Consider the following 26,174-nt stretch of genomic DNA (forward strand, 5'->3'; position numbering starts at 1 on the left):
CAGCCGCGCAAATTAAACGCGTATTATCCGCTAAAAGCGCAGCATCACGTAGCAAGAGTTCAACGTTTAATGGCAAAAAACCGCTTCAACCAGTCGTGGCTGCACGACCACATCAACGATCCGTACGTAAAAATGGCGCAGCGGGAGGGTTATCGCGCCCGCGCAGCCTATAAGCTGAAGGAAATCGACGAGCAGGACAAGCTGATCCGCCCCGGCCAGATCATCGTCGATCTGGGCGCGGCGCCCGGCAGCTGGAGCCAGTACGTGCGCAACAAGCTTGCGCAGGGCAAGCACCGCGACGCGCAACGCGAAGGCGGGATCGACGGCACAATCATCGCGCTCGATCTGCTGCCGATGGAGCCGATCGCCGACGTGCACTTCATCCAGGGCGACTTCCGCGAGGACGATGTCCTCCAGCAATTGGAGGAATTCGTCGGAGATCGCGCGGTTGATCTTGTAATTTCGGATATGGCGCCCAACCTGTCCGGAGTGGCGGTGGCGGACGCAGCGCGAATCGAGCATGTATGCGACCTCGCACTGGAATTCGCCCAAAACCACCTGAAACCCGATGGTGCCCTTTTAGTCAAATGCTTTCACGGCAGCGGTTATAGCCAGATTGTCGAAAAGTTCAAGCACCAGTTTAAGACGGTGGGCGCGCGCAAGCCGAAAGCATCCCGGGACAAGTCGTCCGAGACGTTTATTTTGGGCAAGCATCTGAAACGGCCACGTTGAAAAAGGGTCCAGTGATATGTGAGCCCGCATTCCGGTACGCCGGAAAATAAGAGCGCTGAGATTGCGCGGTACGCTATTTATGCGGTAGTGAATGCTTATGGCAGGGGTCCCCGGAAGGGATTAGAATGCCTGAGTGGTGCCGCAAGGCAAATGTAGGCGCTTGTCTATGAGTGAAGGAGTGGTGCTTTGAACAACAACATGTTTTCGAAAGCAGCAGTGTGGCTGGTAATCGCACTGGTGCTGTTTACGGTGTTCAAGCAGTTCGACAAGCCCCGTGTCCAGGAAGGCGTTTCTTATTCGCAGTTCATGGACGACGCGAAAAGCGGCAAGGTCAAGAGCGTGATCGTCCAGGGGCGCAACCTCACGGTGACGCCAGCGGACGGTCAGAAATATCAGATCGTGTCGCCGGGCGACATCTGGATGGTCGGCGACCTGATGAAGTATGGCGTGCAGGTCAGCGGCAAGGCCGATGACGAGCCGAACGCGCTGGTGTCCGCGCTGTATTACCTCGGGCCGACGATCCTGATCATCGGGTTCTGGTTCTACATGATGAGGCAGATGCAGGGAGGCGGGAAAGGCGGTGCCTTCTCGTTCGGTAAATCCCGGGCGCGTCTCATCGATGAGAACAACAACGCGATCAACTTCTCAGATGTCGCTGGCTGCGACGAGGCCAAGGAAGAAGTCTCTGAACTGGTCGACTTCCTGCGCGACCCGCAGAAGTTCCAGAAGCTGGGCGGCCGCATCCCGCGCGGCGTGCTGCTGGTCGGCCCGCCGGGAACGGGTAAGACGCTGCTGGCGCGCGCCATCGCCGGTGAAGCAAAGGTGCCGTTCTTCAGCATTTCGGGTTCGGACTTCGTCGAAATGTTCGTCGGCGTGGGCGCGGCCCGCGTGCGCGACATGTTCGAGCAGGCGAAGAAGCACGCACCCTGCATCGTGTTCATCGACGAAATCGACGCGGTGGGCCGTCATCGCGGCGCCGGCATGGGCGGCGGCAATGACGAACGCGAACAGACGCTGAACCAGATGCTCGTCGAAATGGATGGCTTCGAGGCGAACTCGGGTGTAATCGTGATTGCTGCGACGAACCGTTCCGATGTGCTGGACAAGGCGCTGCTGCGTCCGGGCCGTTTCGACCGCCAGGTGTATGTTGGTCTGCCCGATATCCGTGGCCGCGAGCACATCATGAAGGTGCACCTGCGCAAGGTGCCGATTGCGAACGATGTCGACGCAGCGGTAATCGCGCGCGGCACGCCGGGCTTCTCGGGCGCCGACCTCGCGAACCTCGTGAACGAAGCGGCGCTGTTCGCCGCGCGTCGCGGCAAGCGTATCGTCGAAATGCAGGACTTCGAAGACGCGAAGGACAAGATCTTCATGGGTCCGGAGCGCAAGTCGGCGGTGATCCGTGAAGACGCGAAGCGCGCGACGGCTTACCACGAGTCGGGCCACGCAGTGATCGCAAAGCTGCTGCCGAAGGCCGACCCCGTGCACAAGGTCACGATCATTCCGCGCGGCCGTGCGCTGGGCGTGACGTGGCAGTTGCCGGAGCACGACAACGAAACGTATTCGAAGGATTATCTGCTGGATCGTCTCGCCATTCTGTTCGGCGGTCGCGTTGCGGAAGAACTGTTCCTGAACCTGATCAGCACGGGCGCATCGGACGACTTCAACAAGGCGACGTCCACGGCGCGCGCGATGGTCGCCCGTTTCGGCATGACCGACGCGCTTGGACCGATGGTCTATGTCGACGACGAGAACGACCAGTCGCCGTTCGGCCGCGGCTTCACGCGTTCGATTTCGGAGGCGACGCAACAGAAGGTCGATTCGGAAATCCGTCGCGTGCTCGACGAGCAGTACAACCTCGCGAAGCGTTTGCTGGAAGAGAACCGCGACAAGGTCGAAGCGATGACCGCCGCGCTGATGGAATGGGAAACGATCGACGCCGATCAGATCAACGACATCATGGCGGGCCGTCCGCCGCGCTCGCCGAAGAGCACGCCGTCTCCCGGCGATGCATCGTCGGGTGGCAGCAGCCCGGGCGCGGAAGTGAAGCCGGGCAGCGCGACCGCTCCTGCTTGATGACGGGTTGAGTCGTTTATACGGGCCGGTGTGCTGCACACCGGCCCGTTTTCATTTCTAATGCTGCTACGCGCAGCGCGGTTTTGTCGCGATCCCCACTAACTTCTTCGTAGTACGTCTCGTGTCAAACGCCGATTCCCCGCTTTTTCCGATCCCCGAACCGCTTCAATGCGGCCGATTCACGCTGTCGTTCGAACGCCCGCTCGTGATGGGCATCCTGAACGTCACACCTGATTCCTTTTCTGACGGCGGCCGATACGTGCTGCGCGGTGAGGCGCTGCGCCAGGCGGAGTGCATGCTGCTCGACGGCGCCGATATCATCGACGTCGGCGGCGAGTCGACGCGCCCTGGGGCGCCGCCTGTACCGCTCGACGAGGAACTGGAGCGCGTGATCCCGCTCGTCGAGCAGTTGCGCGACGCGAACGTTCCGCTCTCCGTCGATACCTATAAGCCCGAAGTGATGCGCCATGCGCTGGCTGCAGGTGCTGATCTGATCAATGATATCTGGGGCTTTCGGATGCCCGGCGCGATCGACGCTGTCCGCGACAGTCAGTGTGGTCTGTGCGTGATGCACATGCTCGGCGACCCGCAAACGATGCAGGCGAAGGAGCCCGTCTACAACAACGTCGTGGCCGATATCCGTGCGTTCCTCGACGAGCGTGTCAAGACTATCCTGGACGCTGGCGTTGCGAAAAATCGCATCAGCGTTGATCCAGGATTCGGATTTGGGAAGACGGTCGATCATAATTACGCGCTGCTTGCGCATCTGCCGCAGATCGCGCCGATCGTCGGCATGCCGCTGCCCATTCTGGCCGGCATGTCGCGCAAGTCGATGCTCGGAGCGGTCGTGAACCGGCCCGCGCCGGAGCGGATGGCGGCGAGCGTCGCTGCCGCCGTGTGCGCAGCCGAACGGGGCGCCGCGATCATCCGCGTGCATGATGTCGCGCAGACGGTAGATGCACTGAAAGTTTGGGCAGCGACGCGCGACGCGGCGCGACGTGCCTGATCTCCACGCTAGGGAAGGAACAGAACACTATGGGACGTCGATATTTCGGAACGGATGGCATACGAGGCAAGGTCGGCGACGCGCCGATCACGCCGGACTTCGTGTTGCGGCTCGGCTATGCGGCCGGCAAGGTGCTCGCGGGCGCCGACAGGTGGGCGAAAACGGGCACGCGTCCCACGGTGCTGATCGGCAAGGACACGCGCGTCTCGGGCTACATGCTCGAAGCCGCGTTGGAGTCGGGCTTCGCAGCGGCGGGCGTCGACGTGATGCTGGCCGGGCCGATGCCGACGCCCGGCATCGCGTATCTCACGCGCGCGTTGCGTCTGGCGGCGGGCGTCGTGATCAGCGCATCGCACAATCCGTACTACGACAACGGCATCAAGTTCTTCTCCGCCGATGGCAACAAGCTGCCGGATGAAGTCGAGTCGCTGATCGAAGAGCAGCTGGACAAGCCGCTCGAATGCGCGCCGTCCGAGCGTCTTGGCAAGGCGCGGCGTCTCGACGATGCGGCTGGCCGCTACATCGAGTTCTGCAAGAGCACGTTCCCGCAGGCGTTCGATCTGCGCGGCATGAAGCTGGTAATCGACTGCGCGCATGGCGCCGCGTACGACGTCGCGCCGCACGTGTTCCATGAACTCGGCGCCGATGTAGTCACGATCGGCGTCTCGCCGAATGGCTTCAACATCAACGACGGCGTCGGCGCGACCGCGCCCGACGCGCTCGTGCGCGCGGTGCGTGCGAACAAGGCGGATATCGGCGTTGCGCTCGACGGCGACGCGGACCGCGTGCAGATAGTCGACGCGAACGGCCGCCTCTACAACGGCGACGAACTGCTGTACGTGCTGGTGAAGGACCGGATCGCGACACAAGGCAAGGTCGAAGGGGCCGTCGGCACGCTGATGACCAACATGGCCGTCGAAGTGGCGCTCAAGAAGGCGGGCGTGCAGTTCGTTCGCGCCGCCGTGGGCGACCGCTACGTGCTGGAGAAGCTGCGCGAGCATCACTGGGAACTGGGCGCGGAAGGCTCTGGTCACATTCTGTCGCTGGATCGGCATTCGACGGGCGATGGCATCGTATCCGCGCTGCTCGTGCTGGCCGCGATGCAGCGCAGTGGCCGTTCGCTCGAGCAGCTGCTGGAAGGCGTTACGCTCTTCCCGCAGAAGCTGATCAATGTGCGCATGCAGCCGGGTGCAGACTGGAAGGGCAGCGAAACGATTCGCCGCGCGATTAGCGCAGCGGAGGGCGCGCTCGACGGCAGCGGCCGCGTGCTGATCCGTGCGTCGGGTACCGAGCCCGTGCTGCGTGTGATGGTCGAGGCCGCGCACGAAAAAGATGCCTTGTACCACGCCGAAACGATCGCCGAAGTGGTGAAGCAGGCGACGACCTGATTCAAGGCAACAGCATTTCAACCGGAAGGGCGGCCACATGCCGCCCTTTTTTGCGTCCGCCCGCCGGCAAAACGCGGGGCGGCAGGGCGATTTATGCGTCGCATACGCAAACGTTGGCGTACGCCAATTTCGAGCCTGAAACCGCCTATTCGCGACGCATCCGTTTCGACAGTGGAAACCCTGCCATAACGCCTTTCACGTAAGTAATAAGACTGTCACGGGAAAGTCACGAAGAGTCACATTACCGTCATAATCGGCCACTATTCTTCGCGGTGTCGTGTCACACGCTCATACCCACCGGAGAAAACATGAAACTGATGCAAACCGCGTTCGCTGGCATGGCTGGCGCTCTGTTCGCGATCGCAGCGCAAGCCGCCGACATCACTGGCGCGGGCAGCACCTTTGCAGCACCGATCTACACGAAGTGGGCTGACGCTTATCAGAAGACGGGCGGCGGCAAGGTCAACTATCAGGGCATCGGCTCGTCGGGCGGCATCAAGCAGATCGTCGCGAAGACGGTCGACTTCGCAGGCTCAGACGCTCCGCTGAAGGACGACGAACTGACGAAGGACGGCCTGTTCCAGTTCCCGACGGTCGTCGGCGGCGTGGTGCCCGTGGTCAACATTCCGGGCGTGAAGGCTGGCGAAATCACGCTGTCGGGCGAAGTGCTCGGCGACATCTACCTCGGCAAGATCAAGAAGTGGAACGACCCGGCTATCGCCGCGCTGAACCCGAAGGCGAAGCTGCCGGATACGGACATCGCCGTGGTCCGTCGCGCTGACGGCTCGGGCACGAGCTTCATCTGGACGAACTACCTGTCGAAGGTCAACACCGAGTGGAAGTCGAAGGTCGGCGAAGGGACGACGGTCAACTGGCCGACGGGCACGGGCGGCAAGGGCAATGACGGCGTCGCGGCATTCGTGCAGCGTCTGCCGGGCGCAATCGGCTACGTCGAGTGGGCGTATGCGAAGCAGAACCACATGATCTACGTCGACATGAAGAACTCGGCGGGCACAGTGGTCGAGCCGAAGACGGAAACGTTCAAGGCAGCGGCAGCAGGCGCCGAGTGGTCGAAGTCGTTCTATCAGATCCTGACGAACGAGCCGGGCAAGAACGCATGGCCGATCGTCGGCGCGACGTTCGTGCTGCTGCACACGACGCAGGAAAAGGGTCCGCAAGGCGCGGAAACGCTGAAGTTCTTCGACTGGGCGTTCAAGAACGGCGGCCAGGCTGCGAACGATCTGGACTATATCTCGCTGCCGGAATCGGTTGTGTCGGAAATCAAGACGCAATGGAAGGCAAAGGTCAAGGACGCATCGGGCAAGACGCTCGCCGAGTAATCCTTACCCAGTAGCAGCATCTACCGCGCGCATGTGCACGCTGCGCGCGGCCGGCCGCCCGGCTTCGATGGAGCCCGGCGGCCGTAGTACTGGCCGTCTGGCATACGCCATGCGGCAACCGGAAACGCGGAAACAGGCTTACAGCTCCCATGTCCGACCTCCCTCTCTCTTCTGACGCGGCCCGGTCGACTCCGCCCGGCAGCACGGCGCAAAAGGCGCCCAGCCGTGCCGGCGACATTATTTTCGGCGGCCTCGCACGGCTTTCCGCCATCGTCACACTACTGCTGCTCGGCGGCATTATCGTGTCGCTGATCGTCGCTTCGATGCCGACGATCCAGAAATTCGGTCTCGCCTTCCTGTGGACGGCAGACTGGGATCCACCTTCGGAGCAGTTCGGTGCGCTGGTGCCCATCTACGGCACGATCGCGACGTCGATCATCGCGCTCATCATCGCAGTGCCTGTGAGCTTCGGCATTGCGCTCTTTCTGACTGAACTGTCGCCTGCCTGGCTGCGCCGGCCGCTCGGCATCGCGATCGAGCTGCTCGCCGCGATTCCGTCGATCGTCTATGGCATGTGGGGTCTGCTCGTCTTTGCACCGATCTTCGCGACGTGGTTTGAAAAACCGCTCGGCTCGCTGCTTTCGGGCATGCCTGTCATCGGGGCCCTCTTCAAAGGCGCGCCGATCGGCATCGGCATCCTGTGCGCGGGCGTGATTCTCGCGATCATGGTCATTCCGTACATCGCCTCCGTGATGCGCGACGTGTTCGAAGTCACGCCCGTGCTGCTGAAGGAGTCGGCATACGGCATCGGCTGCACGACGTGGGAAGTGATGTGGAAGATCGTCCTGCCGTTCACGAAGACGGGTGTGATCGGCGGCGTGATGCTCGGCCTCGGCCGCGCGCTCGGCGAGACGATGGCCGTCACGTTCGTGATCGGCAATACGAACCTGCTCGACAACGTCTCGCTGTTTTCGCCGGGTAACAGCATCACGTCGGCACTCGCGAACGAATTCGCGGAAGCGAGCCCAGGGCTCCATACGGCGGCGCTGATGGAACTCGGCCTGATCCTGTTTGTGATTACCTTCATCGTGCTGGCGATTTCGAAAATCATGCTGCTTCGCCTCGAGAAAGGGGAGGGCGCGAAATGACCCAGTCCTCGTTGAACATGCCGGGCAGCAACGACAGCGCAGTGCTCGAAGCGATGCGCAACAAGCTGCAAAGACGCCGCAAGGCGACCAATGTGGTCGCGCTGACGCTGTCGCTCGCGGCGATGGCGTTCGGCATCATCTGGCTCGTGTGGATTCTTTATACGACGCTGCGCCTGGGCGTCGGCGGCCTGTCCGTCGAACTCTTCACGCAATCGACGCCTCCGCCGAATACGGACGGCGGCGGTCTCGCGAACGCGATCGTCGGCAGCCTGCTGCTCGTCGTGCTCGCGACGTTCGTCGGCACGCCGATCGGCATCATGGCGGGCGTGTATCTCGCCGAATACGGCCAGAAGGGCTGGCTCGCGAGCATCACTCGCTTCATCAACGACATTCTGCTGTCGGCGCCGTCGATCGTCGTCGGTCTGTTCGTGTATGCGCTCGTCGTCGCGAAGATGGGCCATTTCAGCGGCTGGGCGGGCGTGATCTCGCTCGCGCTGCTGCAGATTCCCATCGTGATCCGCACGACCGAGAACATGCTGAAGCTCGTGCCGAACGCGCTGCGTGAAGCGGCCTTCGCGCTTGGAACGCCGAAGTGGAAGATGGTGCTGTCGATCACGCTGAAGGCATCGGTGGCGGGCATCGTCACGGGCGTGCTGCTCGCCGTTGCGCGTATCGCCGGCGAAACGGCGCCGCTGCTCTTCACGGCGCTGTCGAATCAGTTCTTCTCTGTGGACATGAATCAGCCGGTTGCTAACCTGCCGGTCACGATCTTCAAGTTCGCGATGAGCCCGTTCGCGCAATGGCAGTCGCTCGCGTGGGCTGGCGTATTCCTGATCACGCTCGGGGTGTTGGGACTCAACATCCTCGCGCGTACGATCTTTTCGAAAAAGTAAGGGCGGAGCGATCCGATGAACATGGCAGAAAGTCACCTGAATCCCATCGAGCGCCCGGCGTCACCCGCTGGTTTCGACCCGGCCCAGAGCGGCCATGCGGCAGCGCCCGCGCAACCGAAAATCGAAGTCAATAATCTGAACTTCTTCTACGGCAAGTATCACGCGCTGAAGAACATCAACCTGCAGATTCCCGAAGGCAAGGTGACGGCGTTCATCGGCCCGTCGGGCTGCGGCAAGTCCACGCTGCTGCGCACGTTCAACAAGATGTACGCGCTCTATCCGGAGCAGCGCGCCGAAGGCGAAATCCTGATGGACGGCGAAAACCTGCTCACGTCGAAGCGCGACATCTCGCTCTTGCGCGCGCGCATCGGCATGGTGTTCCAGAAGCCGACGCCGTTCCCGATGTCGATCTACGACAACATCGCATTCGGCGTGAAGATGTTCGAAACGCTGTCGCGCTCGGAGATGGACGATCGCGTCGAGTGGGCGCTGACGAAAGCGGCGCTGTGGAACGAAGTGAAGGACAAGCTCGGCCAGAGCGGCTACGGCCTGTCGGGCGGCCAGCAGCAGCGCCTGTGCATTGCGCGCGGCATTGCGATTCGTCCTGAAGTGCTGCTGCTCGACGAACCGTGCTCGGCGCTCGACCCGATTTCGACGGGCCGCATCGAAGAGCTGATCGCCGAACTGAAGAGCGACTATACGGTGGTGATCGTCACGCACAACATGCAGCAGGCCGCGCGTTGCTCGGACTACACTGCTTATATGTATCTCGGCGAGCTGATCGAATTCGGCGACACCGAGAAGATCTTCATCAAGCCCGTCCGCAAGGAAACGGAAGACTACATCACGGGCCGCTTCGGCTAAGCGCACGGCGCGAGCTTAGGGAGTACGACATGACGGATAAACACCTGTCCAGCCAGTTCGATGCCGACCTGAATCTGGTCTCCTCGAAGGTGCTCGAAATGGGCGGCCTCGTCGAGGCGCAGATCGTCGCCGCGATGAATGCGTTGAACGAATTCGACACGGGCATCGCCGATCAGGTGATCGCAGCCGAAGACCGCCTGAACACGATGGAAGTCGAGATCGACGAAGAGTGCAGCAACATCATCGCGCGCCGTCAGCCGGCGGCACGCGACCTGCGTCTGCTGATGGCGATCTCGAAGACGATCACGAATCTCGAGCGCGCCGGCGACGAAGCCGAAAAGATCGCGAAGCGCACGAAGCGCCTTGCGGAAGACGGCGCGGCGCGCACGATCAACATCGCCGAAATCAAGCTGTCGGGCGAGATGGCCGTGAGCATCCTGCGCCGCGCGCTCGACGCGTTCGCGCGCCTCGACACCGTGGCCGCCGCGCAGATCGTGCGCGACGACAAGGCGATCGACGAGGAATTCCGCGGTTTCGTCCGCAAGCTGATTTCGTACATGACGGAAGATCCGCGGCTGATTTCCGTGGGCCTCGATTTCCTCTTCATCGCGAAGGCGATCGAGCGGATCGGCGACCACGCGAAGAACATCGCCGAATTCATCATCTATGTCGTGAAGGGCACTGACGTGCGGCACAAGGGCCGCGACGCGCTCGAGCGCGAAGCGCTCAGCTGATGTGCCCTTGATAGGCAGTCGATCGAATCCGGCAAACTGTTCCCATAGCATTACGTTTATCAAGAGGCGCCGATGCCCAGCAGTATTCTCGTTATCGAAGATGAACCCGCGATTTCCGAGCTGATCTCGGTCAACTTGCAACATGCGGGCCATTGTCCGATTCGTGCGTACAACGCCGAACAGGCGCAGAACCTGATCAGCGATGTGCTTCCCGACCTCGTGCTGCTCGACTGGATGCTGCCGGGCAAATCGGGCATCGCGTTCGCGCGCGACCTGCGCAACAACGAGCGCACGAAGCACATCCCGATCATCATGCTGACCGCGCGCGGCGACGAGCAGGACAAGGTGCTCGGCCTCGAGATCGGCGCCGACGATTACGTCACGAAGCCGTTTTCGCCTAAGGAACTGATGGCGCGGATCAAGGCGGTGCTGCGCCGTCGCGCGCCGCAGCTGACGGAAGACGTCGTCGCGATCAACGGCCTGAAGCTCGACCCGGCGACGCACCGCGTCGCGGCGCATGCGGAAGGCAACGAGATCAAGCTCGATCTCGGTCCGACGGAATTCCGCCTGCTGCATTTCTTCATGACGCATCCGGAGCGCGTGCACAGCCGCACGCAATTGCTCGACCAGGTGTGGGGCGATCACGTGTTCGTCGAAGAGCGCACGGTCGACGTGCATATCAAGCGGCTGCGCGCGGCCCTCAAGCCCGCAGGTTGCGATGCGATGATCGAGACGGTGCGCGGCAGCGGCTATCGTCTGGCCAAGAGCGCATAAGGTACACTGGCCGGTAACACGAAGCGCGCTGCGAAGCCTCATTGCAGCGCGCTTTGTTGTCTCTGATGTCTCAAGGTCTGGTCTCTAACGTCGCAGGAACACATGAACATCATCTGGGCGCGCTCCCTGGTATCGCTCGTGCTCCTCGCTGTTCTCTGCGTGGCAGTCGGCATATTCGTCAACACGAAGGTAGCGCTGAGCCTCGCCGTGATCGCGCTGCTCGCGCAGGGCATCTTCAGCACGTTCCACAAGCAGCGTCTATGGCGGCTGCTCGATGCGCCCGTCTACGGCGAAGTGCCGAGCGCGCCAGGCATCTGGGGCGAAATCTACTACCGGCTGCATAAGCTCGCGAAGCGCTGGCACGCGCAGGTGCGTCAGGTCGAGCAGCAGCACTCGCGCTTCATTCAGGCCATCCAGGCATCGCCGAACGGCGTCGCGATGCTCGACGATCACGATCAGATCGAGTGGTGCAACGCGATCTCCGAGCAGCACTTCGGCCTCGACGCCAAGCGTGACTTGCGTCAGCACATCACGCATCTCGTGCGTCATCCCGACTTTGTCCGCTACCTGAACTCGCATCAATACGACGAGATGCTGATCATGCGCGGCATGGGCGACAAGCGGCAGAACGTGCTGTCCGTGCAGGTGTTCCCGTATGGCGAGAACCGCAAGCTCGTGCTGTCGCAAGACATCACCGAACTCGAGCGCACCGACGCGATGCGCCGCGATTTCGTTGCCAACGTGTCGCACGAACTGAAGACGCCGCTGACGGTGCTCGCCGGTTTTCTCGAAACGATGCGCGATATTCCGCTCGACGACGAAGAACGCGCGCGCTACCTCGACCTGATGATGCAGCAGGCGCAGCGGATGCAACACATCGTCAGCGATCTGCTCGTGCTCGCGACGCTCGAAGGCGACAACAAGCCGCCGAGCAGCCAGATGGTCGATATGCGCGCGGTGGTCAGGCATTTGCAGGAAGATGCGGAAAGCCTGTCGGCGGGACGTCACCGGATCGCGTTCGATGCCGACGAAGCGCTCACGGTCACGGGCGTCGAGACTGAAATTCTCAGCGCGTTCGGCAACCTCGTCACAAACGCGATCCGCTACACGCCCGATGGCGGCTCGATCAACGTGAGCTGGCGTGCGCAGGGCGGACAGGCGACGTTCGTCGTGGCCGACAGCGGCCTCGGCATTCCCGCAGCGGATATTCCGCGTTTGACGGAGCGCTTCTATCGCGTCGATCGCAGCCGTTCGCGCGACACGGGCGGTACGGGCCTCGGGCTCGCGATCGTCAAGCACGTGCTGCAACGGCACGATGCGCAACTCGAAGTGAAAAGCGAAGAAGGGCGTGGCAGCACGTTCACGGTGCGCTTTCCGGCCGTGCGCACAGCGCTGCTGCATACGACGGCCGCCTGAGACTCAGCAGAACGTTCAGGCGCGACACGCCCGTTGAAACGAAAAAGCCCGCTTTTGAAAGCGGGCCTTTTTGCATGTTCGCCTGATCGCGGAACGCGGCGCTTACGAACAGAACTTCGCCAGGAGACTCATCTGTGCATTGCGCGACGACTTGCCCGGACGGCGCCGGCGATAGTGCCCGTCGCTCTGCATCAGCCACGCGGCCTGGTTGTCGCCGAGGAATGCCGACAGGCCTTCCGCGATCACGCGGCGCTTCAGGCGCCGGTTGTTGACCGGGAATGCGACTTCGACGCGGCGGAAGAAGTTGCGGTCCATCCAGTCGGCGCTCGACAGATAGACCTGTTCGCGGCCGTCGTCGTGGAAGTAGAAGATGCGGTGATGCTCGAGAAAGCGGCCGACGATCGAGCGCACCGTGATGTTCTCCGACAGCCCTTCGACGCCCGGCTGCAACGAGCACACGCCGCGCACGATCAGATCGATCTTCACGCCCGCCTGTGAGGCCTCGTACAGTTCCGCGATGACGGTCGGCTCCAGCAGCGCATTCATCTTCGCGACGATGCGCGCGCGTTTGCCGGCTCGCGCATGCTCGGCCTCGGCGCGAATCGCGTCGACGAGCCTCGGATGCAGCGTGAACGGCGACTGCCACAACTCGTGCAGCGGCAGCTCGCCGCCGATGCCCGTCAGTTGCTGGAACACGTGGTGCACGTCTTCGCAGATCTGCTGGTCGGCCGTCATCAGCCCGAAGTCGGTATAGAGCCGTGCCGTGCGCGGATGATAGTTGCCCGTGCCCAGATGCGCGTAGCGCTTCAGAATCGACTTGCCGCCTTCCGACACGCGCCGCACGATCAACATCATCTTCGCGTGACACTTGTGGCCGACCACGCCGTAGACGACATGCGCGCCGACGGCTTCGAGCTGCGACGCCCAGTTGATATTCGTCTCTTCGTCGAAGCGCGCGAGCAGCTCGACGACCACCGTCACTTCCTTGCCGTTGCGCGCGGCCTGCATCAACGCGTCCATCAGCGGCGAATCGGTGCCCGTGCGATAGATGGTCTGCTTGATCGCGACGACGTTCGGGTCCTTCGCGGCCTGCAGCAGCAATTCGAGCACCGGCTGGAAACTCTCGTACGGATGATGCAGCAGCACGTCGTCCTGATCGATCACGTCGAAGAGACTTGCGCTGTTGGCGATCTGCGGCGGCGTGGCGGGAATGTGCGGGACGAACTTCAGATCGGGCCGGTCGACCTTCTCTGGTAATTGCATCAGACGCACGAGATTCACGGGGCCATCGACGTAATAGCAGTCCTTCTGCGACAGGCCGCTTTCGTCGAGCAGACGCCGCACGAGATGCGCGGGCGTTTCCGCCGATACTTCGAGCCGCACCGCATTGCCCAGATGGCGCGCAGGCAGTTCGCCCTGCAGCGCGACGCGCAGGTTCGTGATTTCGTCTTCGTCGACGAACAGTTCGCTGTTGCGCGTGATGCGGAACTGGTTGCAGCTGCGCACGACGAGATTCGGAAACAGCTCGCCGACAAAGCGTTGCAGCAGCGAGCTGAGGAGCACGAAGCCATGCGGATAGCCGGACAGTTCCTGCGGCATGCGCACGAGGCGCGGCAGCGCGCGCGGCGCCTGCACGATGCCCATCACGGCCTGGCGGCCGAACGCGTCCTTGCCTTCCAGCTCGACGACGAAGTTCAGGCTCTTGTTCAGCACGCGCGGAAAAGGGTGCGCAGGGTCGAGGCCGATCGGCGTCAGGACGGGCAGCAGTTCATCGAAGAAGTAGTCGCGCGCCCATTGCGTCTGCGCTTCGTTCCATGCTTCCGTGCCGTGAAAGTAGATGCCTTCGTCTTCGAGCGCGGGCAGCACGGTGTCCTGCAGCATCGTGTACTGACGATGCACCAGCTTCTGCGCGCGCTCGACGACGAGATCGTACACATGCTGCAGCGACATGCCGTCAGGCGACAGCGCGCCGGGGTTGTCGCGCATCTGTTCCTGAAGGCCCGCCATGCGGACTTCGAAGAATTCATCAAGGTTGCTGCTGGTGATGCAGATGAAGCGCAAGCGCTCGAGGAGAGGTACAGCCGGGTCCGCAGCCTGAGCGAGCACACGCTCGTTGAACCCCAGAATGCCCAGCTCGCGATTCAAAAGAGGGTAGCGGTTGGACATCGGCGGTGAGAATGAGAGATCGGGAGGTGACTCGAAAGGACGCTCGGAAATTCTCACAGTATGATGACAGGTGCGTGAATTGAGGTTTTTCGTAATTTTACGCTTTTGACTCCGCGTGTCGTAAATATGACGTAAGTATATGTGACGATAGCGCACGACAATGGCGGAGGTGACAGCGCGATGTCCAGTACGCTTAAAATGGCGACTTTGAACAACGCGGTGACGAATGTGCCCGCCCGGGGCGCAGCATCTGCGCGCATGAGGTCCCCCTTCCCGATGGTCAATACTCCGCCACTACTCGCCGCCGTCGATCTCGGCTCGAACAGCTTCCGCCTGATCGTGGGCCGCGTCGAAGAAACCGATGCGGGCAGCCAGATCTACCAGGTGGACGCGCTGCGCGAACCGGTGCGGCTCGGAGCCGGATTGTCGCGCGAGAAAATGCTGGACCGTGCTTCGCAGGTGCGTGGCTGGGATGCGCTCAAGCGCTTCGGCGAGCGTCTGCGCGATTTCCATCCCGATCATGTTCGTGCCGTCGCGACCAACACGCTGCGCGTCGCGAAGAATGCGCAGGAATTTCTCGGCGAAGCGGAAGCAGCGCTCGGTTTTCCCATCGAAGTGATTGCAGGCCGCGAGGAAGCGCGCCTGATCTACGCGGGCGCCGCGCATTCGGTGCCGGCGAGCGCGGGCAAGCGGCTCGTCGTCGACATCGGCGGCGGCTCGACGGAATTCATCATCGGTTCGCACTACACGCCGATCAAAATGGAGAGCCTGTATATCGGCTGCGTGAGCCATAGCCGGCAGTTCTTCCCGTCGGGCAACGTCGACGAATACACGATGCGTCAAGCCGAGCTTGCGGCCTCGCGTGAAATCCAGATCATCTCGGCGGACTACAAGACGACGGGCTGGGACCAGGGCATCGGTTCGTCGGGCACGGCGCGGGCGCTCGCCGAGCTCGTCGAAGCGAACGGCTTCAACGATCCGGGCATCACGCACGGCATATCGCGCGGCGGCCTCGAACGTCTGAAGCGCGCGTTGATCAAGGCGGAGAACGTCAACCGTCTCAAGCTCGTCGCGCTGAAGCCGGATCGCGTGCCCGTGCTGGCGGGCGGCCTCTCGATCATGATCGCCGTGTTCGACGAACTCGGCGTCGACTACGTGGATACGACGGACGGCGCATTGCGTCTGGGCGTGCTGTATGACCTGCTCGGCCGCTCGCAGCATCAGGACATGCGCACGATCACGGTCGAAGGCTTCATGCGGCGCTACGGCATCGATCGCGCGCAGGCGAGCCGTATCGGCGAACTCGCCGTGAACTTCTACGATCAGCTCGACGAGCCCGACGCGGAAGTACGCGAAGAGAACCGGATGTTTCTCGGCTGGGCCGCCGCATTGCATGAAATCGGGCTGTCGATTTCGCACAGCGCGTATCACAAGCACTCGGCGTACATCGCGAGCAACGCGGACATGCCGGGCTTTTCGCGCACGGATCAGGCACGCCTCGCGGCGCTCGTCGTCGGTCATGCGGGCAAGCTCGGCAAGCTCGCGCAGACGCGCGATCTCGAATGGAAGCTGCTGTTCTGTCTGCGGCTCGCGGCGCTGTTTTGCCGTCGCCGCGCCGACGCCGGCTTGCCGGAAATACACGTCGCGCAAGCGAACGGCGGCTACGAAGTGCGCCTTCCGAATTCATGGGTCGCGAACAATCCGCTGACCGACTACAGCCTGATCCAGGAAGCGGCGGAGTGGGAGAAGATTCGCACGCCGTATCGCGTCGTCTATACGGACGAGTGATCGCTCAGGCGGCACGCGCATTCGATGTGGAAGTTGCGTGTGTGCATCGCACTCATGCTGCAAAGAGGGAAGCCCGTCGATGCGGGCTTTTTGTTTTCGCTTCGAAGTATCGCTTCGATGCTGCGAACATCGTGCGATGGCCGCGTAGTGCGCATCGCGCGGCACGAACCGCGCAATGCGCTCGCGAAGACGCTTAACGCGGCAGCGCGTCGCCGAGGAAGTGGCGAGCGTAGCGCGCATTGATCTCCGACAGACGGAACAGCGTCAGGAAGTCGGCCGTGTTGAAGTCGGGGTCCCAGGCCGGCGCGCCGCAGATCTTCGCGCCAAGGCGCAGATAGCCTTTGACGAGCGGCGGCGGCGCGACCTTTGCGCCCGTCTGCAGTTCGTCGACGGGCAGCGGCGTGTGCGGGAACGCGCGATATTCCGGCGCGGTCAGCACGTCGTCTTGCAGCGACGCGTACAGGTTCGCCGCGTAGTGGCCGCCGTCGGCCATCGCGACGCTCGCGCAGCCGAGCATCGTCTCGTAGCCGTTGTGCTGCATGTACGAGCCGAGCCCCGCCCACAGCGACATGATCACCGAGCCGCTGCGATAGTCGGGATGCACGCACGAGCGGCCCACTTCGACCATCTTCGAGCGCAGGTGCGTGAGGCGCGAGATGTCGAATTCGCCCTCGGCGTACAGACGGCCGATGCGCGCCGCCTGGTGCGGCGGCAGCACGCGGTATGTGCCGACGACCTTGAGCGTGTCGAGATCGCGGACAATCAGGTGATCGCAGTAAGCGTCGAACGAATCGACGTCGAGGCCGGCGGGACCGGACAGGCGCGCGCCCATTTCCTCGGCGAAGACGCGGTAACGCAGACGCTGCGCTTCACGAAGCTCCTCGTCGGTGCGCGCCCACGACACCTGCAGACGATGCTGGGCAGTGACCGTTTCTTCCGTGCGCGGCAGGCGGCGCCGCGGCTCGAGGATCGATGCGAAGGGCAGGGTTGGCGTCGGCAGTTCTCGCATTGGCGTTCCTGGTCGAAAATGTGAAATTCGCTTCGACGCCAATGTAGTAATGCCCGGTGACGCTCACGTGGCAATGTTATGACGATTCGATGACGCGTCGTAAGGCCGACGCTTTCGCGGCGCCTTCGACGGTCATCCGCTGTTTTTCCGCCACGCGGCGCGGGTCAGAGAAAATCGGGGCTGATCACCGCGCGCAGAGCTGCCTGTTCGCCATTGCCGCGGTTGCGGCTTTCGATCCACCAGATCGCCGATTTCTTCATCGACCAGCTCGCGCCGCTGTCGGCGAGCAGGCGCGCGGCGACATGGCCGAGCGTCGGCTGATGGCCGACGACCACGACTGTCGGCGCGATGCCGTCGGGCCAGCCGGCGGCCGTGAGGACATCGGTGGCGCTGGCGTCCGGCGCGATTTCGCGCACGACGCGGTACTGGTCCGTCAGCGATTCGGCTGTCTGCACCGTGCGCGTGGCGGGACTCGCGAGGATGACGGCATCGTCGGAGAGACGCGCGCGCAGCCATTTCGCGGACGCCTGCGACTGCTTGCGGCCGCGTGCCGTCAGCTGGCGGGCGAGGTCGCTCGACGCGACGTCTTCGGCTTCGGCGTGACGCCAGAGGATCAGGTTCATTGCGATGTCTCCAGGGGCTCGTATCGGCTGATATCGACAGTATGGACAACGCGCGGTGAGGGGAGTTTTGTTTTGTCGACGCGCGTGCTCGGGAATGCCGGTGGTTGGGGGCGGGCCGCGGGTGTGGGCCGCGGGTGTGCGCCGGATACCTGGCCGCTTCGAATGTCGCGCGCAGAAGACCGCTGAAACGAAAAAACCCGTGCCACCAAAGGTGACACGGGTTTCATCGACAGCTTTATTGGTGGTCGGAGCGAAAGGATTCGAACCTTCGACCCTCTGATCCCAAATCAGATGCGCTACCAGGCTGCGCTACGCTCCGACGCGAGCCAGAGATTGTATCCGTATAGATGATCCGCCGTCAATCTCGGCTGCAACCAGCCGACGCAGAGCATCGCAGACCAGGCGACCGGTATGGTGACCGACCACGTCACATCGCGTTGCGGTCATATCTGCCCCATCAACAGCAGCACGATGACGACGATCAGCACCACGCCGACAATGCCTGTCGGACGGTAGCCCCATCCGCGACTATAGGGCCAGCTTGGCAGTGCGCCGATCAAGAGCAGGATCACCACGATCAACAGAATGGTTCCGAGGGTCATGTTGTCTCTCCTTATATGGCCGGGCCGCGGAGACCGCTCGACGCGCGCGAGAGCAACATGACCACGCGCGACCGTCGGGCCGATTGTCGAACGCGCCGGATGCGCGTTTCACGGCTTACAAATCAGCAAGGCATATGCCCGGCTAGTAGCGGAGAAGACGGAGGGAAAGGGCGGAACGCGAGGGGAAAGCGCGCGTTGAACGCGCATAAACGCCGCGCCCGGCAAGCGCGGATACGCGCTTGCAGCCGACGTGCGCCCGTCACACCGACGCACGCGCCCGGCGAAAATTCAGGCGAACAAAAAACGCGCGCCGCACGCGCGGCGCATGGCATTCAGTGTCTGCGGCGCATCTTGTCGAACACGTGATGCTCAGCGAGCCAGTGGTGCATCATCCCTTCGCCGTGATGTTCGCGGCGATAGGTGCGCGATTCGAAAACCGACAGTGCGACGAGCACCAGCAATCCCACAGCGAGTCCGATCAGGCCTGCGATCGATTCGGCATCCATGGCTGTCTCCTTGGGCGACTGCAACCATGGCTACATAGTAGAACAACTGCCGCCAGTCGGTGCAGCGCGGATAAAGACGGCTTACGCGACGCACAATGTGCTTTGCGGGTAGACTCGTGGCCCCAATGTCATTCGTCGATGCTCACATCCGCTCATGAAGCGCTTCCTGCTGGCCGCCTCGCTGTTTTCGCTATTCATCCTGTCGGCGTGTGCCGACGATACGACCGTTCGTCATCGCGTGCCGCCGAAGGACCCGGCGGACTATCACGGCGTGCCGACCGACGCTCGCCCGCCCGCGATGATCGACGCGCCCGTCGCGCCGAAATGAAGCGCGCGTTTCGCCTAAGCGATTTACTTCGACACAAGGCAAACGCCGCTCGGCTCAGCCGTGACGGCCTGATGCGTGCGGCCCGACGTCGCGCGCGAGACGCGGCAGCAAGCGTGCCAGCGTGAGGCCGCGAGCGGCCATGAAGAGCAGCAGCGCAGCCCAGAGGCCATGATTGCCATACGGGCCGACAAGCGCCCATGACGCCGCGAGAAACACGCCCAGCGACACGATCATCGACGTCATCAGATCGCGCGTGCGCGTCGCGCCGATGAACACGCCGTCGAGCAGAAAGCCCCACACCGAAACGACGGGCGAAAGCGCCGTCCATGGCAGGAAGGCTTCCGCCGTCGCGCGCACGGCGGGCTGATCGGTGAGTCCTTCGACGATCCATGTTCCCGCCGCCCAGTAGACGCTCACGAAGCACAGCGCGCCGAGCGCCGACCAGAGCATCGTCGTCTTGACAGCATGGCGGAACGCATCGCGATTGCGCGCGCCGATCGCCGCGCCGACGAGTGCCTCGGCCGCGTGCGCGAAACCGTCGAGCCCATACGCCTTGAAGGTCTGAAAGTTGAGCAGCAGCGCATTCGCGGCGAGCGTCGCGTCGCCTTGCCGCGCGCCGAGATGCGCGAACCAGCCGAACGTGCCGAGCAGGCACATCGTGCGCACGAAGATATCGCGGTTGATCGCGACCATGCGCGTCAACGCGTCGCGATCGAGCAGCGCCGCGCGCTCGAGAGGCGGCAGGCCGCGCGGACGCATCTGCCACAGCAGCACGGCGCCGAACGCGAAGCCGAGCGCGTCGGCCGTTGCGGTCGCCGCGCCGATGCCCGCGACGCCCCAATGGAACGCATACACGTACAGCAGCACGGCAACGATGTTCACGGCGTTGATGAACACCTGCGTGGCGAGCGCGACGCGTACGCGTTGCGTGCCGAGCAGCCAGCCGAGCACGACATAGTTCGCGAGCGCGAGCGGCGCGGCCCAGATGCGCGCATGACAGTAGGTGCGCGCATGGCGCTGCACTTCATCGCTGCCGCCGATCGCGCGCACTGCGAAGTCGATCAGCGGCACCTGCAAGGCCAGCACGACCGCGCCGATCGCGAACGCGAGCAGCAGCGCGCGCACGATGTTCATGCGCAGGGCGGCCTGATCGTCGGCGCCCAACGACTGCGCGACGAGCCCCGTCGTGCCCATGCGCAGAAAGCCGAATCCCCAGAACACGAAGTTGAAGAAGAGCCCGCCCAAGGCCACGCCGCCGAGATACGACGCGCTGTCCAGATGCCCGGCGACGGCGGTATCGACGGCGCCGAGAATCGGCTGGGTCAGATTGGCGAGGACGATCGGAAACGCGAGCGTCAGCACGCGCCGATGCCAGCGCACGGGCACGGCGGATGCCAGCGGAGCGTCCCGCGCGGCCGGTTCTTCGGCGCGATCGTTCGCGCGATCGTTCAACCGCGCTCCTGCACGCAGACCCACGGTGAGACGACGACGGCCCACAGGTCCGGATCGCGCGCGGCGAAGTCGGCGGCCGTCTCCGACTGCACACGCTCGACGAGGCCCGCCGACAGCCATTGCGTGACCTGAGTCGTATCGTCGCTGGCGATCGCCTCGGCGACGCTCACGAGATCGAGATCGCGCGCGACGCGCAACAACATGCCGCGCGCAAAGAAGCGTTCGAGTTCCGTCCAGCCGATCTTCGCGGTTTCACCGAGTAGTTTCTGGTAGAGCGGGCTTTGTGGCGTATCGGAGGAAGTCATGGCGATCGTTGAGCAGCATGATGTGACTGGAGGTGCGGGCGGCGAGCGCCGACACGGGCGGGCGTAACTATAAACCATAGGCGACGATCGGCCTTTTGGCCGCGCGGCCTTCTTTGCCGTCATGAAGCGCAGTGCAATATCGAAGCCAGTTCCGCGATGCACGAACCACGATGAACCACGAAATCAATAAGCCGATTAATCGCCGGACGTTTGCGCTTTAATACCGCTCCGTGAACGTCGCGAATGGTCTAATGACGCTCGATCTTCATTCGATAAATCTGACAAAAATCCCGCAAGGAATTGCAGCGGAAGGGTGCGTTGGCGCACCAAGTTTCCTGTGTGTCTTCATCGAAGTGAAATGCGTGAATCTGCTCAATGCGTGAGTGTCAGCCGATTCGCTCACGCTATTTTTATGAACTTCTGAAAGGCCCGCTGTGCGCGGGTTTGCGGGCAATCGGCTATTGTGCGGACTAACCATCCGACCAAAGGAACTGAGTTGATTCGGTTTCCAAACTGAGTGCCGCGTCATTCAGTTCGAGTCCAAACCGTGCGCCGACTCACACTATTCGCACAATTAATCGATTGCGTGGCTATAGGCGCGTTGCTAGATTTCGTTTCGGCGCATGGTGAACCGGTCCTTTGCCGATATGCGCCGAACCCCCGTTTGCCCGGCCTTTGCGCCGGGCCTTTTTTTGCCATACGCGATAAACATCAGACGACAATAACGACGGCTGACGCACGAGCCGTTACCGCTTGCAGCGAACCACCATCGAACGGTTCTTCACGTTCGCGCCGAGCACGCCGCCGAGCGAGCCGCCCGCCGTCGCGCCGTTGTCGACGTCCTTCGAGATCACGTCGTAGCCATACGCGCCGCATGTTTCGCCGGCTCGCTTGTAGCACTCGCCCCAGTTCTGGCTCGCGTCGCTGCCGCTGCAGTTGATCGCGAAGCCGGTGTCGCCGTTCGGCAGATAGGTGAGCGTCGTCGAGCCGGAACTGGCGCAGCCCGCGAGGCCGGCCAGCGCGACGATCGCGGCGCTGGCCGCCGCTGCACGAATTGCCACAAGGGCGTTTTTCATCGAAATGTCCTCTCTGTATCGTTGCGCGCATTCGCGCGGTGCCGGCGCGCGGGGCAACGAATGTGCCCGCGTGCCTGGCTGACTGATGGAGCCGCGCGACGGTCGTCGGGTTCCTTGCGCGTCACGCGCGGTTGCGCGTCTTTGCCGTGGCCTGTAGCCCGTGGCTCTCGCCTGCGGCCTGTGTCGAATCTGAGCCGCATGCTGCACGCGACGCCTCATGCGCGGCATCGCGAGCAAGCATGCAGCATGCTCAGCGCGGCGGCAGCGAGCGCGTCGGGTCGATCGAGCGGCCGTCGTAGCGCAGCTCGAAATGCAGCATCACGCGGTCGTTGTCGGAGTCGCCCATCTCGGCGACCTTCTGGCCTTGCTGCACCGTCTCGCCTTCCTTCACGAGCAGCGTGCGATTGTGCGCGTACGCCGTCAGATAGTCGGCGTTGTGCTTGATGATCAGCAGGTTGCCGTAGCCGCGTAGACCATTGCTCGCATAGACCACCGTGCCGCCCGCCGCGGCGAACACGGGCGTGCCCGCGACGTTCGCGATGTCGATGCCCTTCGAGTTCGTTCCGTCGAAGCTGCGGATCACATTGCCGCTCGTCGGCCAGATCAGCGAGATCGACGACGCCGGTGTCGAAGGCGCCTCGGCGGCGGCGCCGCGCGTCGATGACGGTGACGAGCCCGACGAAGCCGCCGCGCTGCCACTGCTCTTTGCCGAACCCGCCGGGCTCGTGCTCGCCGTTGCCGTTCCCGGCGGCGGCGCGACGCGCAGCACCTGGCCGACTTCGAGCGAGTCGGGGTTCGACAGGTTGTTCCAGCGTGCGATGCTCTGTACCGACGTGCGGTTGCTGCGCGCGATCTTGTACAGCGTGTCGCCCCGTTCGACGCGATAGTAGCCCGGACCCACGGGGGCCGAGCCGCATGCGGCCAGTGCTGCGATCATCGACACGCAGACCAGCCGTCGGATTCTTGTTGTCAACATTGGACCTCGCAAGACGCCGCCGCGCGCGATCCCGATCACGCGGTAGATGCAAAAACGCTCAATTCTAACGGGTTTGCAAGGCGTGCCGCGTTTTCGGCCGCAGCGCAGCGAAGAACGGGCCACGCGCGGCGCGCCGCGCTCAGGGCAGCGTGCTAACGACGATACGCAGCGACGCCGTTTCCGCGTCGCCCGGCTCGAGCCAGCGCAGGCCCTGATGATTGTGGATCGCATCGGGCAGACCCAGCCACGGTTCGACGCAGAAGAAATCCGATTCGGGCTTTTCGGTCCACGTCGTGACAGCGAACCAGGGCACCGAGCCGGGGCGTTGCAGATCGATCGTGATGCTGCGGCTCAGGCCGAGTGCGACTACGCGCACGAGGTGGTCGGGCGCGCCGTCGAGGCAATGGAAACGATCGAGAATGCCCGGATCGTCGAGCCGGTAATCCGGCTGGCCCGCTTCGCCCGCGCTGAGCGAGCCGTCCGGCTCCTGATGCCGGCGCACCGTACGCGGCAGTTCGAGCACCGTTTCGCCGCGCTGCGTGTGCGGCAGCGTGAAGTAGAAATGATGGCCGGCGTAGTAAGGCAGCGGCTCGCTGCCGGCGGCGCCCGTGTTGGTGGTGACGAAATCGACGTCGAGCGTGTGCGCGTCGACGAGCGTGTACTTCGTTTCGAAACGGAAGCTGAACGGATAGCCCGTGCGCGTCGCATCGCTGTCGGTCAGCGTCATGCTGATCGAGCGGGCGGTGTCGTCGACGATCGCCTCGAACGGCAGATCGCGCGCGAAGCCGTGCATGGGCAGATCGCGCACGGTGCCTTGCGCGTCTTTCCAGCGGCCGATCTGGCTGTCGACGAAATGCCGTCCGAGAAACGGAAAGAGCAGCGGATTGCCGCCGCGGACGCGCGCGGGCTGGCTCCAGTCCGCGCGCTCGGGCCAGAAGATCACCGACTGGCCGTCGATGTCCCACGACAGCAGGCGGCCGCCTGCCTGCGGCGCGAAGCGGAGCAGGGAACCGTCCCTGGCGATCTCGATGATGTCCTGTTGCTGGAATTGGGGCATGGCAATGGGCAATAGAAAGCGGTTGAGAAGGAGTCGGCGTGCACGGTTCCGACGCAGCGGCGCGGCGAACGCCGATTTTGCGCCCCTTTGGGCTACGGGGAAACCCTTCTGGGGAAATTGCGGGTGTTACCGCACAGTCGGCGCAATCAATAATGTGTACGACGACGGGTAGCCGTCAATTGCGAACACTCGGTTTTCGGGAGGGGCGATGGATCTCGCAATGGCAATGAGCGTGGCACTGTTCGGCATGTTCACGGGCAGTACGATTTATTTCTTCTATAAATTTACACGCTGAAACGGGGCGACGAGATTCCACGTTGAGCCGTCGGCACGAACCGACGGTCCACGCAGCCTCCGCACACGGGCCCGCCATCAAGGCGGGCCTTTTTGCTTTCATCGCCGTAATCAGCCTTTCGAAATTGTTGCGGCGCGGCGAAGTTCGCGTAAAGCCGAACTTTTGTCCTTGGCGCGACCAGGTCGCGCCTGCATAATCGGACCCGCCTTCGTACACCGGACAGCCTGCTCCGGTGTGCTGTTTTTTCCTCCCAACCTTTCAAAAGGACCGACGAGTGAGCCTGTCGTTTTTGATCTTTTTGAGCGTGCTGCAGGGCGTCACGGAACTGTTTCCGGTGAGCAGTCTTGGTCACACGCTGCTCGTTCCCGCTGTCTTCGGCATGCATATCGACAAGCATGCGCCTCAATTGCTGCCGTTTCTCGTCGCGCTGCATCTCGGCACCGCGTTCGCGCTGCTGTGGTACTTCCGTGAGCGCTGGATTGCCCTTTTCGGCGGCTTTTTCGCGTCGCTGTCGGGCCGCCGCAATGACGAAGGCCATATGATGTGGGCGCTCATCATCGGGACGATTCCAGCGGGTTTGGTGGGTCTCGTGCTCGAAAAGCGGCTCGAACTTGTCTTCCACGATCTGCGGATCGTGGCGATCGCGCTGATCGTCAACGGCGTCCTGCTGTGGCTCGGCGACCGCCTGCAACGCGCACGCGCGCATCGTCCGCCCGAGAAGCTGACCTTCAAGCAGGCGTTTCTGGTCGGCCTCGCGCAGATCGGAGCGCTGATTCCGGGCTTTTCGCGCAGCGGCCTCACGATGATCGCCGGTAACGGCGCCGGACTCACCGCTGAGAAGGCGGCCGAATTCTCCTTCCTGCTCGGCACGCCGATCATTTTCGCGGCGGGCGTGCTCGAACTGCCGAAGCTGTTCCATGCGCCGGGCCAGCTCGCCGACGCGTTGCTCGGCGGCGTGCTGACGGCCTTCGCCGCGTATCTGAGCGTGCGCTTCCTGATGCGCTATTTCGAAGGGCGCGGGCGGCTGGCGTCGTTCGGCGTGTACTGCGTGATCGCGGGCGTGGCGTTTCTCGGCTGGTTCATGACCCATCCGCAGCCCGTCTGACGGCGGCACAATCGGCTGAAGTCGATCGGTTATAATCGCGGGCCCGGCGTCGACGCCGGGCCTTTTTGTTTGCTGGCGACGCGTCGTGTGCGCGACGTTCAGCGTGTCGAAGCTCATTTGTCAACGCGTGTCACTCGATGCATATGATCGCGTTTGCGGCGCGCGAGGCATCGTCAGCGCGTCTGGCGCTCAACCTGCCGTCGTTGGCCAGGTTAAAATTCCGGTTTCGCCTCCCCATAGTTCAACGGATAGAACACGGGTCTTCTAAACCTGAAATCGAGGTTCGATTCCTCGTGGGGGGGCCATCCAGTCCTTGCGCCGTCCGGCGCAGCTCTCGTTTCTCCTAACGCTCCTAACGCTCCCAACTTCACGTCTTTTTCACGCTCAGCGTCCATCGCGAGCGCGGCGAGCGCCCATAAAAAAGGGCAGCCGAAGCTGCCCCGAAGCGTTGCGCACCGAACGTGGAAGAGTGCGCGACTGTTGCGTGCCCGTTACCGGTGACGGACCTGCCTGCG

The 26,174-nt window shown here is 63.0% G+C and carries 24 protein-coding genes and 2 tRNA genes; 15 read left to right on the top strand and 11 right to left on the bottom strand.

The window, feature by feature from the left end; genetic code table 11:
• The first annotated feature begins 69 nt into the window (after nucleotides 1-69).
• The 11 genes from BMW76_RS17330 to phoR all read left to right on the top strand — a co-directional run bounded on the left by BMW76_RS17330 (nucleotide 70) and on the right by phoR (nucleotide 12,371).
• Entirely contained in the window at nucleotides 70-732 is a 663-nt protein-coding gene (locus tag BMW76_RS17330) for an RlmE family RNA methyltransferase (protein ID WP_090867141.1), read from the top strand.
• A 186-nt stretch (nucleotides 733-918) separates the two neighbouring features.
• Nucleotides 919-2,808: an ATP-dependent zinc metalloprotease FtsH gene (gene ftsH, locus BMW76_RS17335; protein ID WP_090867143.1), complete on the top strand. Its 1,890-nt coding sequence runs from the start codon at nucleotides 919-921 to the stop codon at nucleotides 2,806-2,808.
• 121 nt (nucleotides 2,809-2,929) lie between these two features.
• Complete coding sequence (folP, locus tag BMW76_RS17340) at nucleotides 2,930-3,814, top strand: dihydropteroate synthase (RefSeq protein ID WP_090867145.1); 885 nt, start codon at nucleotides 2,930-2,932, stop codon at nucleotides 3,812-3,814.
• A 29-nt stretch (nucleotides 3,815-3,843) separates the two neighbouring features.
• Nucleotides 3,844-5,202, top strand: a complete 1,359-nt coding sequence (gene glmM, locus BMW76_RS17345; protein ID WP_090867147.1) for a phosphoglucosamine mutase — start codon at nucleotides 3,844-3,846, stop codon at nucleotides 5,200-5,202.
• Nucleotides 5,203-5,510: 308 nt separating this feature from the next.
• Entirely contained in the window at nucleotides 5,511-6,542 is a 1,032-nt protein-coding gene (pstS, locus tag BMW76_RS17355) for a phosphate ABC transporter substrate-binding protein PstS (protein ID WP_090867312.1), read from the top strand.
• A gap of 149 nt (nucleotides 6,543-6,691) precedes the next feature.
• Entirely contained in the window at nucleotides 6,692-7,690 is a 999-nt protein-coding gene (gene pstC, locus BMW76_RS17360) for a phosphate ABC transporter permease PstC (RefSeq protein ID WP_090867148.1), read from the top strand.
• On the top strand, nucleotides 7,687-8,583 hold the full coding sequence (pstA, locus tag BMW76_RS17365) for a phosphate ABC transporter permease PstA (RefSeq protein ID WP_090867150.1): 897 nt from the start codon (nucleotides 7,687-7,689) through the stop codon (nucleotides 8,581-8,583). The genes pstC and pstA overlap by 4 nt, the downstream gene beginning before the upstream one ends.
• Before the next feature lie 15 nt (nucleotides 8,584-8,598).
• Nucleotides 8,599-9,447: a phosphate ABC transporter ATP-binding protein PstB gene (gene pstB / locus BMW76_RS17370; RefSeq protein ID WP_087733601.1), complete on the top strand. Its 849-nt coding sequence runs from the start codon at nucleotides 8,599-8,601 to the stop codon at nucleotides 9,445-9,447.
• 29 nt (nucleotides 9,448-9,476) lie between these two features.
• Nucleotides 9,477-10,181 (top strand): phosphate signaling complex protein PhoU, encoded by a 705-nt coding sequence (gene phoU / locus BMW76_RS17375; RefSeq protein ID WP_090867152.1) that lies wholly within the window; start codon nucleotides 9,477-9,479, stop codon nucleotides 10,179-10,181.
• Between the two features lie 72 nt (nucleotides 10,182-10,253).
• Nucleotides 10,254-10,955 carry a phosphate regulon transcriptional regulator PhoB gene (gene phoB / locus BMW76_RS17380; RefSeq protein WP_007748110.1) on the top strand — a complete coding sequence of 234 codons (702 nt, stop codon included), beginning with the start codon at nucleotides 10,254-10,256 and terminating at the stop codon, nucleotides 10,953-10,955.
• A 102-nt stretch (nucleotides 10,956-11,057) separates the two neighbouring features.
• Complete coding sequence (gene phoR / locus BMW76_RS17385; RefSeq protein WP_090867154.1) at nucleotides 11,058-12,371, top strand: phosphate regulon sensor histidine kinase PhoR; 1,314 nt, start codon at nucleotides 11,058-11,060, stop codon at nucleotides 12,369-12,371.
• Nucleotides 12,372-12,473: 102 nt separating this feature from the next.
• On the opposite strand, the gene ppk1 is transcribed toward phoR, so the two are convergent.
• Complete coding sequence (ppk1, locus tag BMW76_RS17390) at nucleotides 12,474-14,537, bottom strand: polyphosphate kinase 1 (protein WP_090867156.1); 2,064 nt, start codon at nucleotides 14,535-14,537, stop codon at nucleotides 12,474-12,476.
• 198 nt (nucleotides 14,538-14,735) lie between these two features.
• Here ppk1 and ppx point away from each other — a divergent pair, with 198 nt between their 5' ends.
• Nucleotides 14,736-16,325 carry an exopolyphosphatase gene (gene ppx, locus BMW76_RS17395; RefSeq protein ID WP_245763259.1) on the top strand — a complete coding sequence of 530 codons (1,590 nt, stop codon included), beginning with the start codon at nucleotides 14,736-14,738 and terminating at the stop codon, nucleotides 16,323-16,325.
• 193 nt (nucleotides 16,326-16,518) lie between these two features.
• Here ppx and BMW76_RS17400 read toward each other — a convergent pair whose 3' ends face one another.
• From BMW76_RS17400 to BMW76_RS41160, 5 genes are all read right to left on the bottom strand, one after another.
• Nucleotides 16,519-17,334, bottom strand: coding sequence for a GNAT family N-acetyltransferase (locus BMW76_RS17400; protein ID WP_090867160.1), 816 nt, complete (start codon nucleotides 17,332-17,334; stop codon nucleotides 16,519-16,521).
• A gap of 164 nt (nucleotides 17,335-17,498) precedes the next feature.
• Nucleotides 17,499-17,957, bottom strand: coding sequence for a SixA phosphatase family protein (locus tag BMW76_RS17405; protein WP_090867162.1), 459 nt, complete (start codon nucleotides 17,955-17,957; stop codon nucleotides 17,499-17,501).
• Nucleotides 17,958-18,199: 242 nt separating this feature from the next.
• Nucleotides 18,200-18,276: transfer RNA gene (locus BMW76_RS17410), tRNA-Pro, on the bottom strand.
• Nucleotides 18,277-18,400: 124 nt separating this feature from the next.
• Complete coding sequence (locus BMW76_RS17415) at nucleotides 18,401-18,559, bottom strand: DUF3309 family protein (RefSeq protein ID WP_090867164.1); 159 nt, start codon at nucleotides 18,557-18,559, stop codon at nucleotides 18,401-18,403.
• 332 nt (nucleotides 18,560-18,891) lie between these two features.
• Entirely contained in the window at nucleotides 18,892-19,065 is a 174-nt protein-coding gene (locus tag BMW76_RS41160; protein ID WP_162849234.1) for a hypothetical protein, read from the bottom strand.
• 154 nt (nucleotides 19,066-19,219) lie between these two features.
• Here BMW76_RS41160 and BMW76_RS41165 point away from each other — a divergent pair, with 154 nt between their 5' ends.
• Entirely contained in the window at nucleotides 19,220-19,393 is a 174-nt protein-coding gene (locus BMW76_RS41165) for a hypothetical protein (protein ID WP_177200411.1), read from the top strand.
• Nucleotides 19,394-19,447: 54 nt separating this feature from the next.
• On the opposite strand, the gene BMW76_RS17420 is transcribed toward BMW76_RS41165, so the two are convergent.
• The 5 genes from BMW76_RS17420 to BMW76_RS17440 form a co-directional block, all read right to left on the bottom strand.
• Nucleotides 19,448-20,845 carry an MATE family efflux transporter gene (locus BMW76_RS17420; RefSeq protein ID WP_090867166.1) on the bottom strand — a complete coding sequence of 466 codons (1,398 nt, stop codon included), beginning with the start codon at nucleotides 20,843-20,845 and terminating at the stop codon, nucleotides 19,448-19,450.
• Nucleotides 20,842-21,150 carry a DUF2288 domain-containing protein gene (locus tag BMW76_RS17425; protein ID WP_090867169.1) on the bottom strand — a complete coding sequence of 103 codons (309 nt, stop codon included), beginning with the start codon at nucleotides 21,148-21,150 and terminating at the stop codon, nucleotides 20,842-20,844. The genes BMW76_RS17420 and BMW76_RS17425 overlap by 4 nt, the downstream gene beginning before the upstream one ends.
• A 746-nt stretch (nucleotides 21,151-21,896) precedes the next feature.
• The gene (locus tag BMW76_RS17430) at nucleotides 21,897-22,226 is read right to left on the bottom strand and encodes a hypothetical protein (RefSeq protein ID WP_090867171.1); all 330 of its coding nucleotides are present in this window, start codon (nucleotides 22,224-22,226) and stop codon (nucleotides 21,897-21,899) included.
• Nucleotides 22,227-22,476: 250 nt separating this feature from the next.
• The gene (locus BMW76_RS17435) at nucleotides 22,477-23,202 is read right to left on the bottom strand and encodes a peptidoglycan DD-metalloendopeptidase family protein (RefSeq protein ID WP_177200412.1); all 726 of its coding nucleotides are present in this window, start codon (nucleotides 23,200-23,202) and stop codon (nucleotides 22,477-22,479) included.
• Nucleotides 23,203-23,341: 139 nt separating this feature from the next.
• Nucleotides 23,342-24,259, bottom strand: a complete 918-nt coding sequence (locus BMW76_RS17440; protein ID WP_090867175.1) for an aldose epimerase family protein — start codon at nucleotides 24,257-24,259, stop codon at nucleotides 23,342-23,344.
• Between the two features lie 569 nt (nucleotides 24,260-24,828).
• Between BMW76_RS17440 and BMW76_RS17445 the strand changes: the two genes are divergently transcribed.
• Both BMW76_RS17445 and BMW76_RS17450 read left to right on the top strand, forming a co-directional pair.
• Complete coding sequence (locus BMW76_RS17445) at nucleotides 24,829-25,659, top strand: undecaprenyl-diphosphate phosphatase (RefSeq protein WP_090867177.1); 831 nt, start codon at nucleotides 24,829-24,831, stop codon at nucleotides 25,657-25,659.
• Nucleotides 25,660-25,889: 230 nt separating this feature from the next.
• Nucleotides 25,890-25,964, top strand: a tRNA-Arg gene (locus tag BMW76_RS17450).
• Nucleotides 25,965-26,174: the final 210 nt, after the last annotated feature.

Origin of the sequence: Paraburkholderia diazotrophica, from assembly GCF_900108945.1 — a bacterium.
GTDB lineage: Bacteria > Pseudomonadota > Gammaproteobacteria > Burkholderiales > Burkholderiaceae > Paraburkholderia > Paraburkholderia diazotrophica.

Coding starts and splice junctions, on each gene's coding strand:
- BMW76_RS17330 (WP_090867141.1), top strand. CDS start 70: ATGGCAAAAAACCGCTTCAACCAGTCGTGGCTGCACGACCACATCAAC.
- glmM (WP_090867147.1), top strand. CDS start 3,844: ATGGGACGTCGATATTTCGGAACGGATGGCATACGAGGCAAGGTCGGC.
- pstS (WP_090867312.1), top strand. CDS start 5,511: ATGAAACTGATGCAAACCGCGTTCGCTGGCATGGCTGGCGCTCTGTTC.
- pstC (WP_090867148.1), top strand. CDS start 6,692: ATGTCCGACCTCCCTCTCTCTTCTGACGCGGCCCGGTCGACTCCGCCC.
- pstA (WP_090867150.1), top strand. CDS start 7,687: ATGACCCAGTCCTCGTTGAACATGCCGGGCAGCAACGACAGCGCAGTG.
- pstB (WP_087733601.1), top strand. CDS start 8,599: ATGAACATGGCAGAAAGTCACCTGAATCCCATCGAGCGCCCGGCGTCA.
- phoU (WP_090867152.1), top strand. CDS start 9,477: ATGACGGATAAACACCTGTCCAGCCAGTTCGATGCCGACCTGAATCTG.
- phoB (WP_007748110.1), top strand. CDS start 10,254: ATGCCCAGCAGTATTCTCGTTATCGAAGATGAACCCGCGATTTCCGAG.
- phoR (WP_090867154.1), top strand. CDS start 11,058: ATGAACATCATCTGGGCGCGCTCCCTGGTATCGCTCGTGCTCCTCGCT.
- ppk1 (WP_090867156.1), bottom strand. CDS start 14,537: ATGTCCAACCGCTACCCTCTTTTGAATCGCGAGCTGGGCATTCTGGGG.
- ppx (WP_245763259.1), top strand. CDS start 14,736: ATGGCGACTTTGAACAACGCGGTGACGAATGTGCCCGCCCGGGGCGCA.
- BMW76_RS17400 (WP_090867160.1), bottom strand. CDS start 17,334: ATGCGAGAACTGCCGACGCCAACCCTGCCCTTCGCATCGATCCTCGAG.
- BMW76_RS17405 (WP_090867162.1), bottom strand. CDS start 17,957: ATGAACCTGATCCTCTGGCGTCACGCCGAAGCCGAAGACGTCGCGTCG.
- BMW76_RS17415 (WP_090867164.1), bottom strand. CDS start 18,559: ATGACCCTCGGAACCATTCTGTTGATCGTGGTGATCCTGCTCTTGATC.
- BMW76_RS41160 (WP_162849234.1), bottom strand. CDS start 19,065: ATGGATGCCGAATCGATCGCAGGCCTGATCGGACTCGCTGTGGGATTG.
- BMW76_RS41165 (WP_177200411.1), top strand. CDS start 19,220: ATGAAGCGCTTCCTGCTGGCCGCCTCGCTGTTTTCGCTATTCATCCTG.
- BMW76_RS17425 (WP_090867169.1), bottom strand. CDS start 21,150: ATGACTTCCTCCGATACGCCACAAAGCCCGCTCTACCAGAAACTACTC.
- BMW76_RS17430 (WP_090867171.1), bottom strand. CDS start 22,226: ATGAAAAACGCCCTTGTGGCAATTCGTGCAGCGGCGGCCAGCGCCGCG.
- BMW76_RS17435 (WP_177200412.1), bottom strand. CDS start 23,202: ATGTTGACAACAAGAATCCGACGGCTGGTCTGCGTGTCGATGATCGCA.
- BMW76_RS17440 (WP_090867175.1), bottom strand. CDS start 24,259: ATGCCCCAATTCCAGCAACAGGACATCATCGAGATCGCCAGGGACGGT.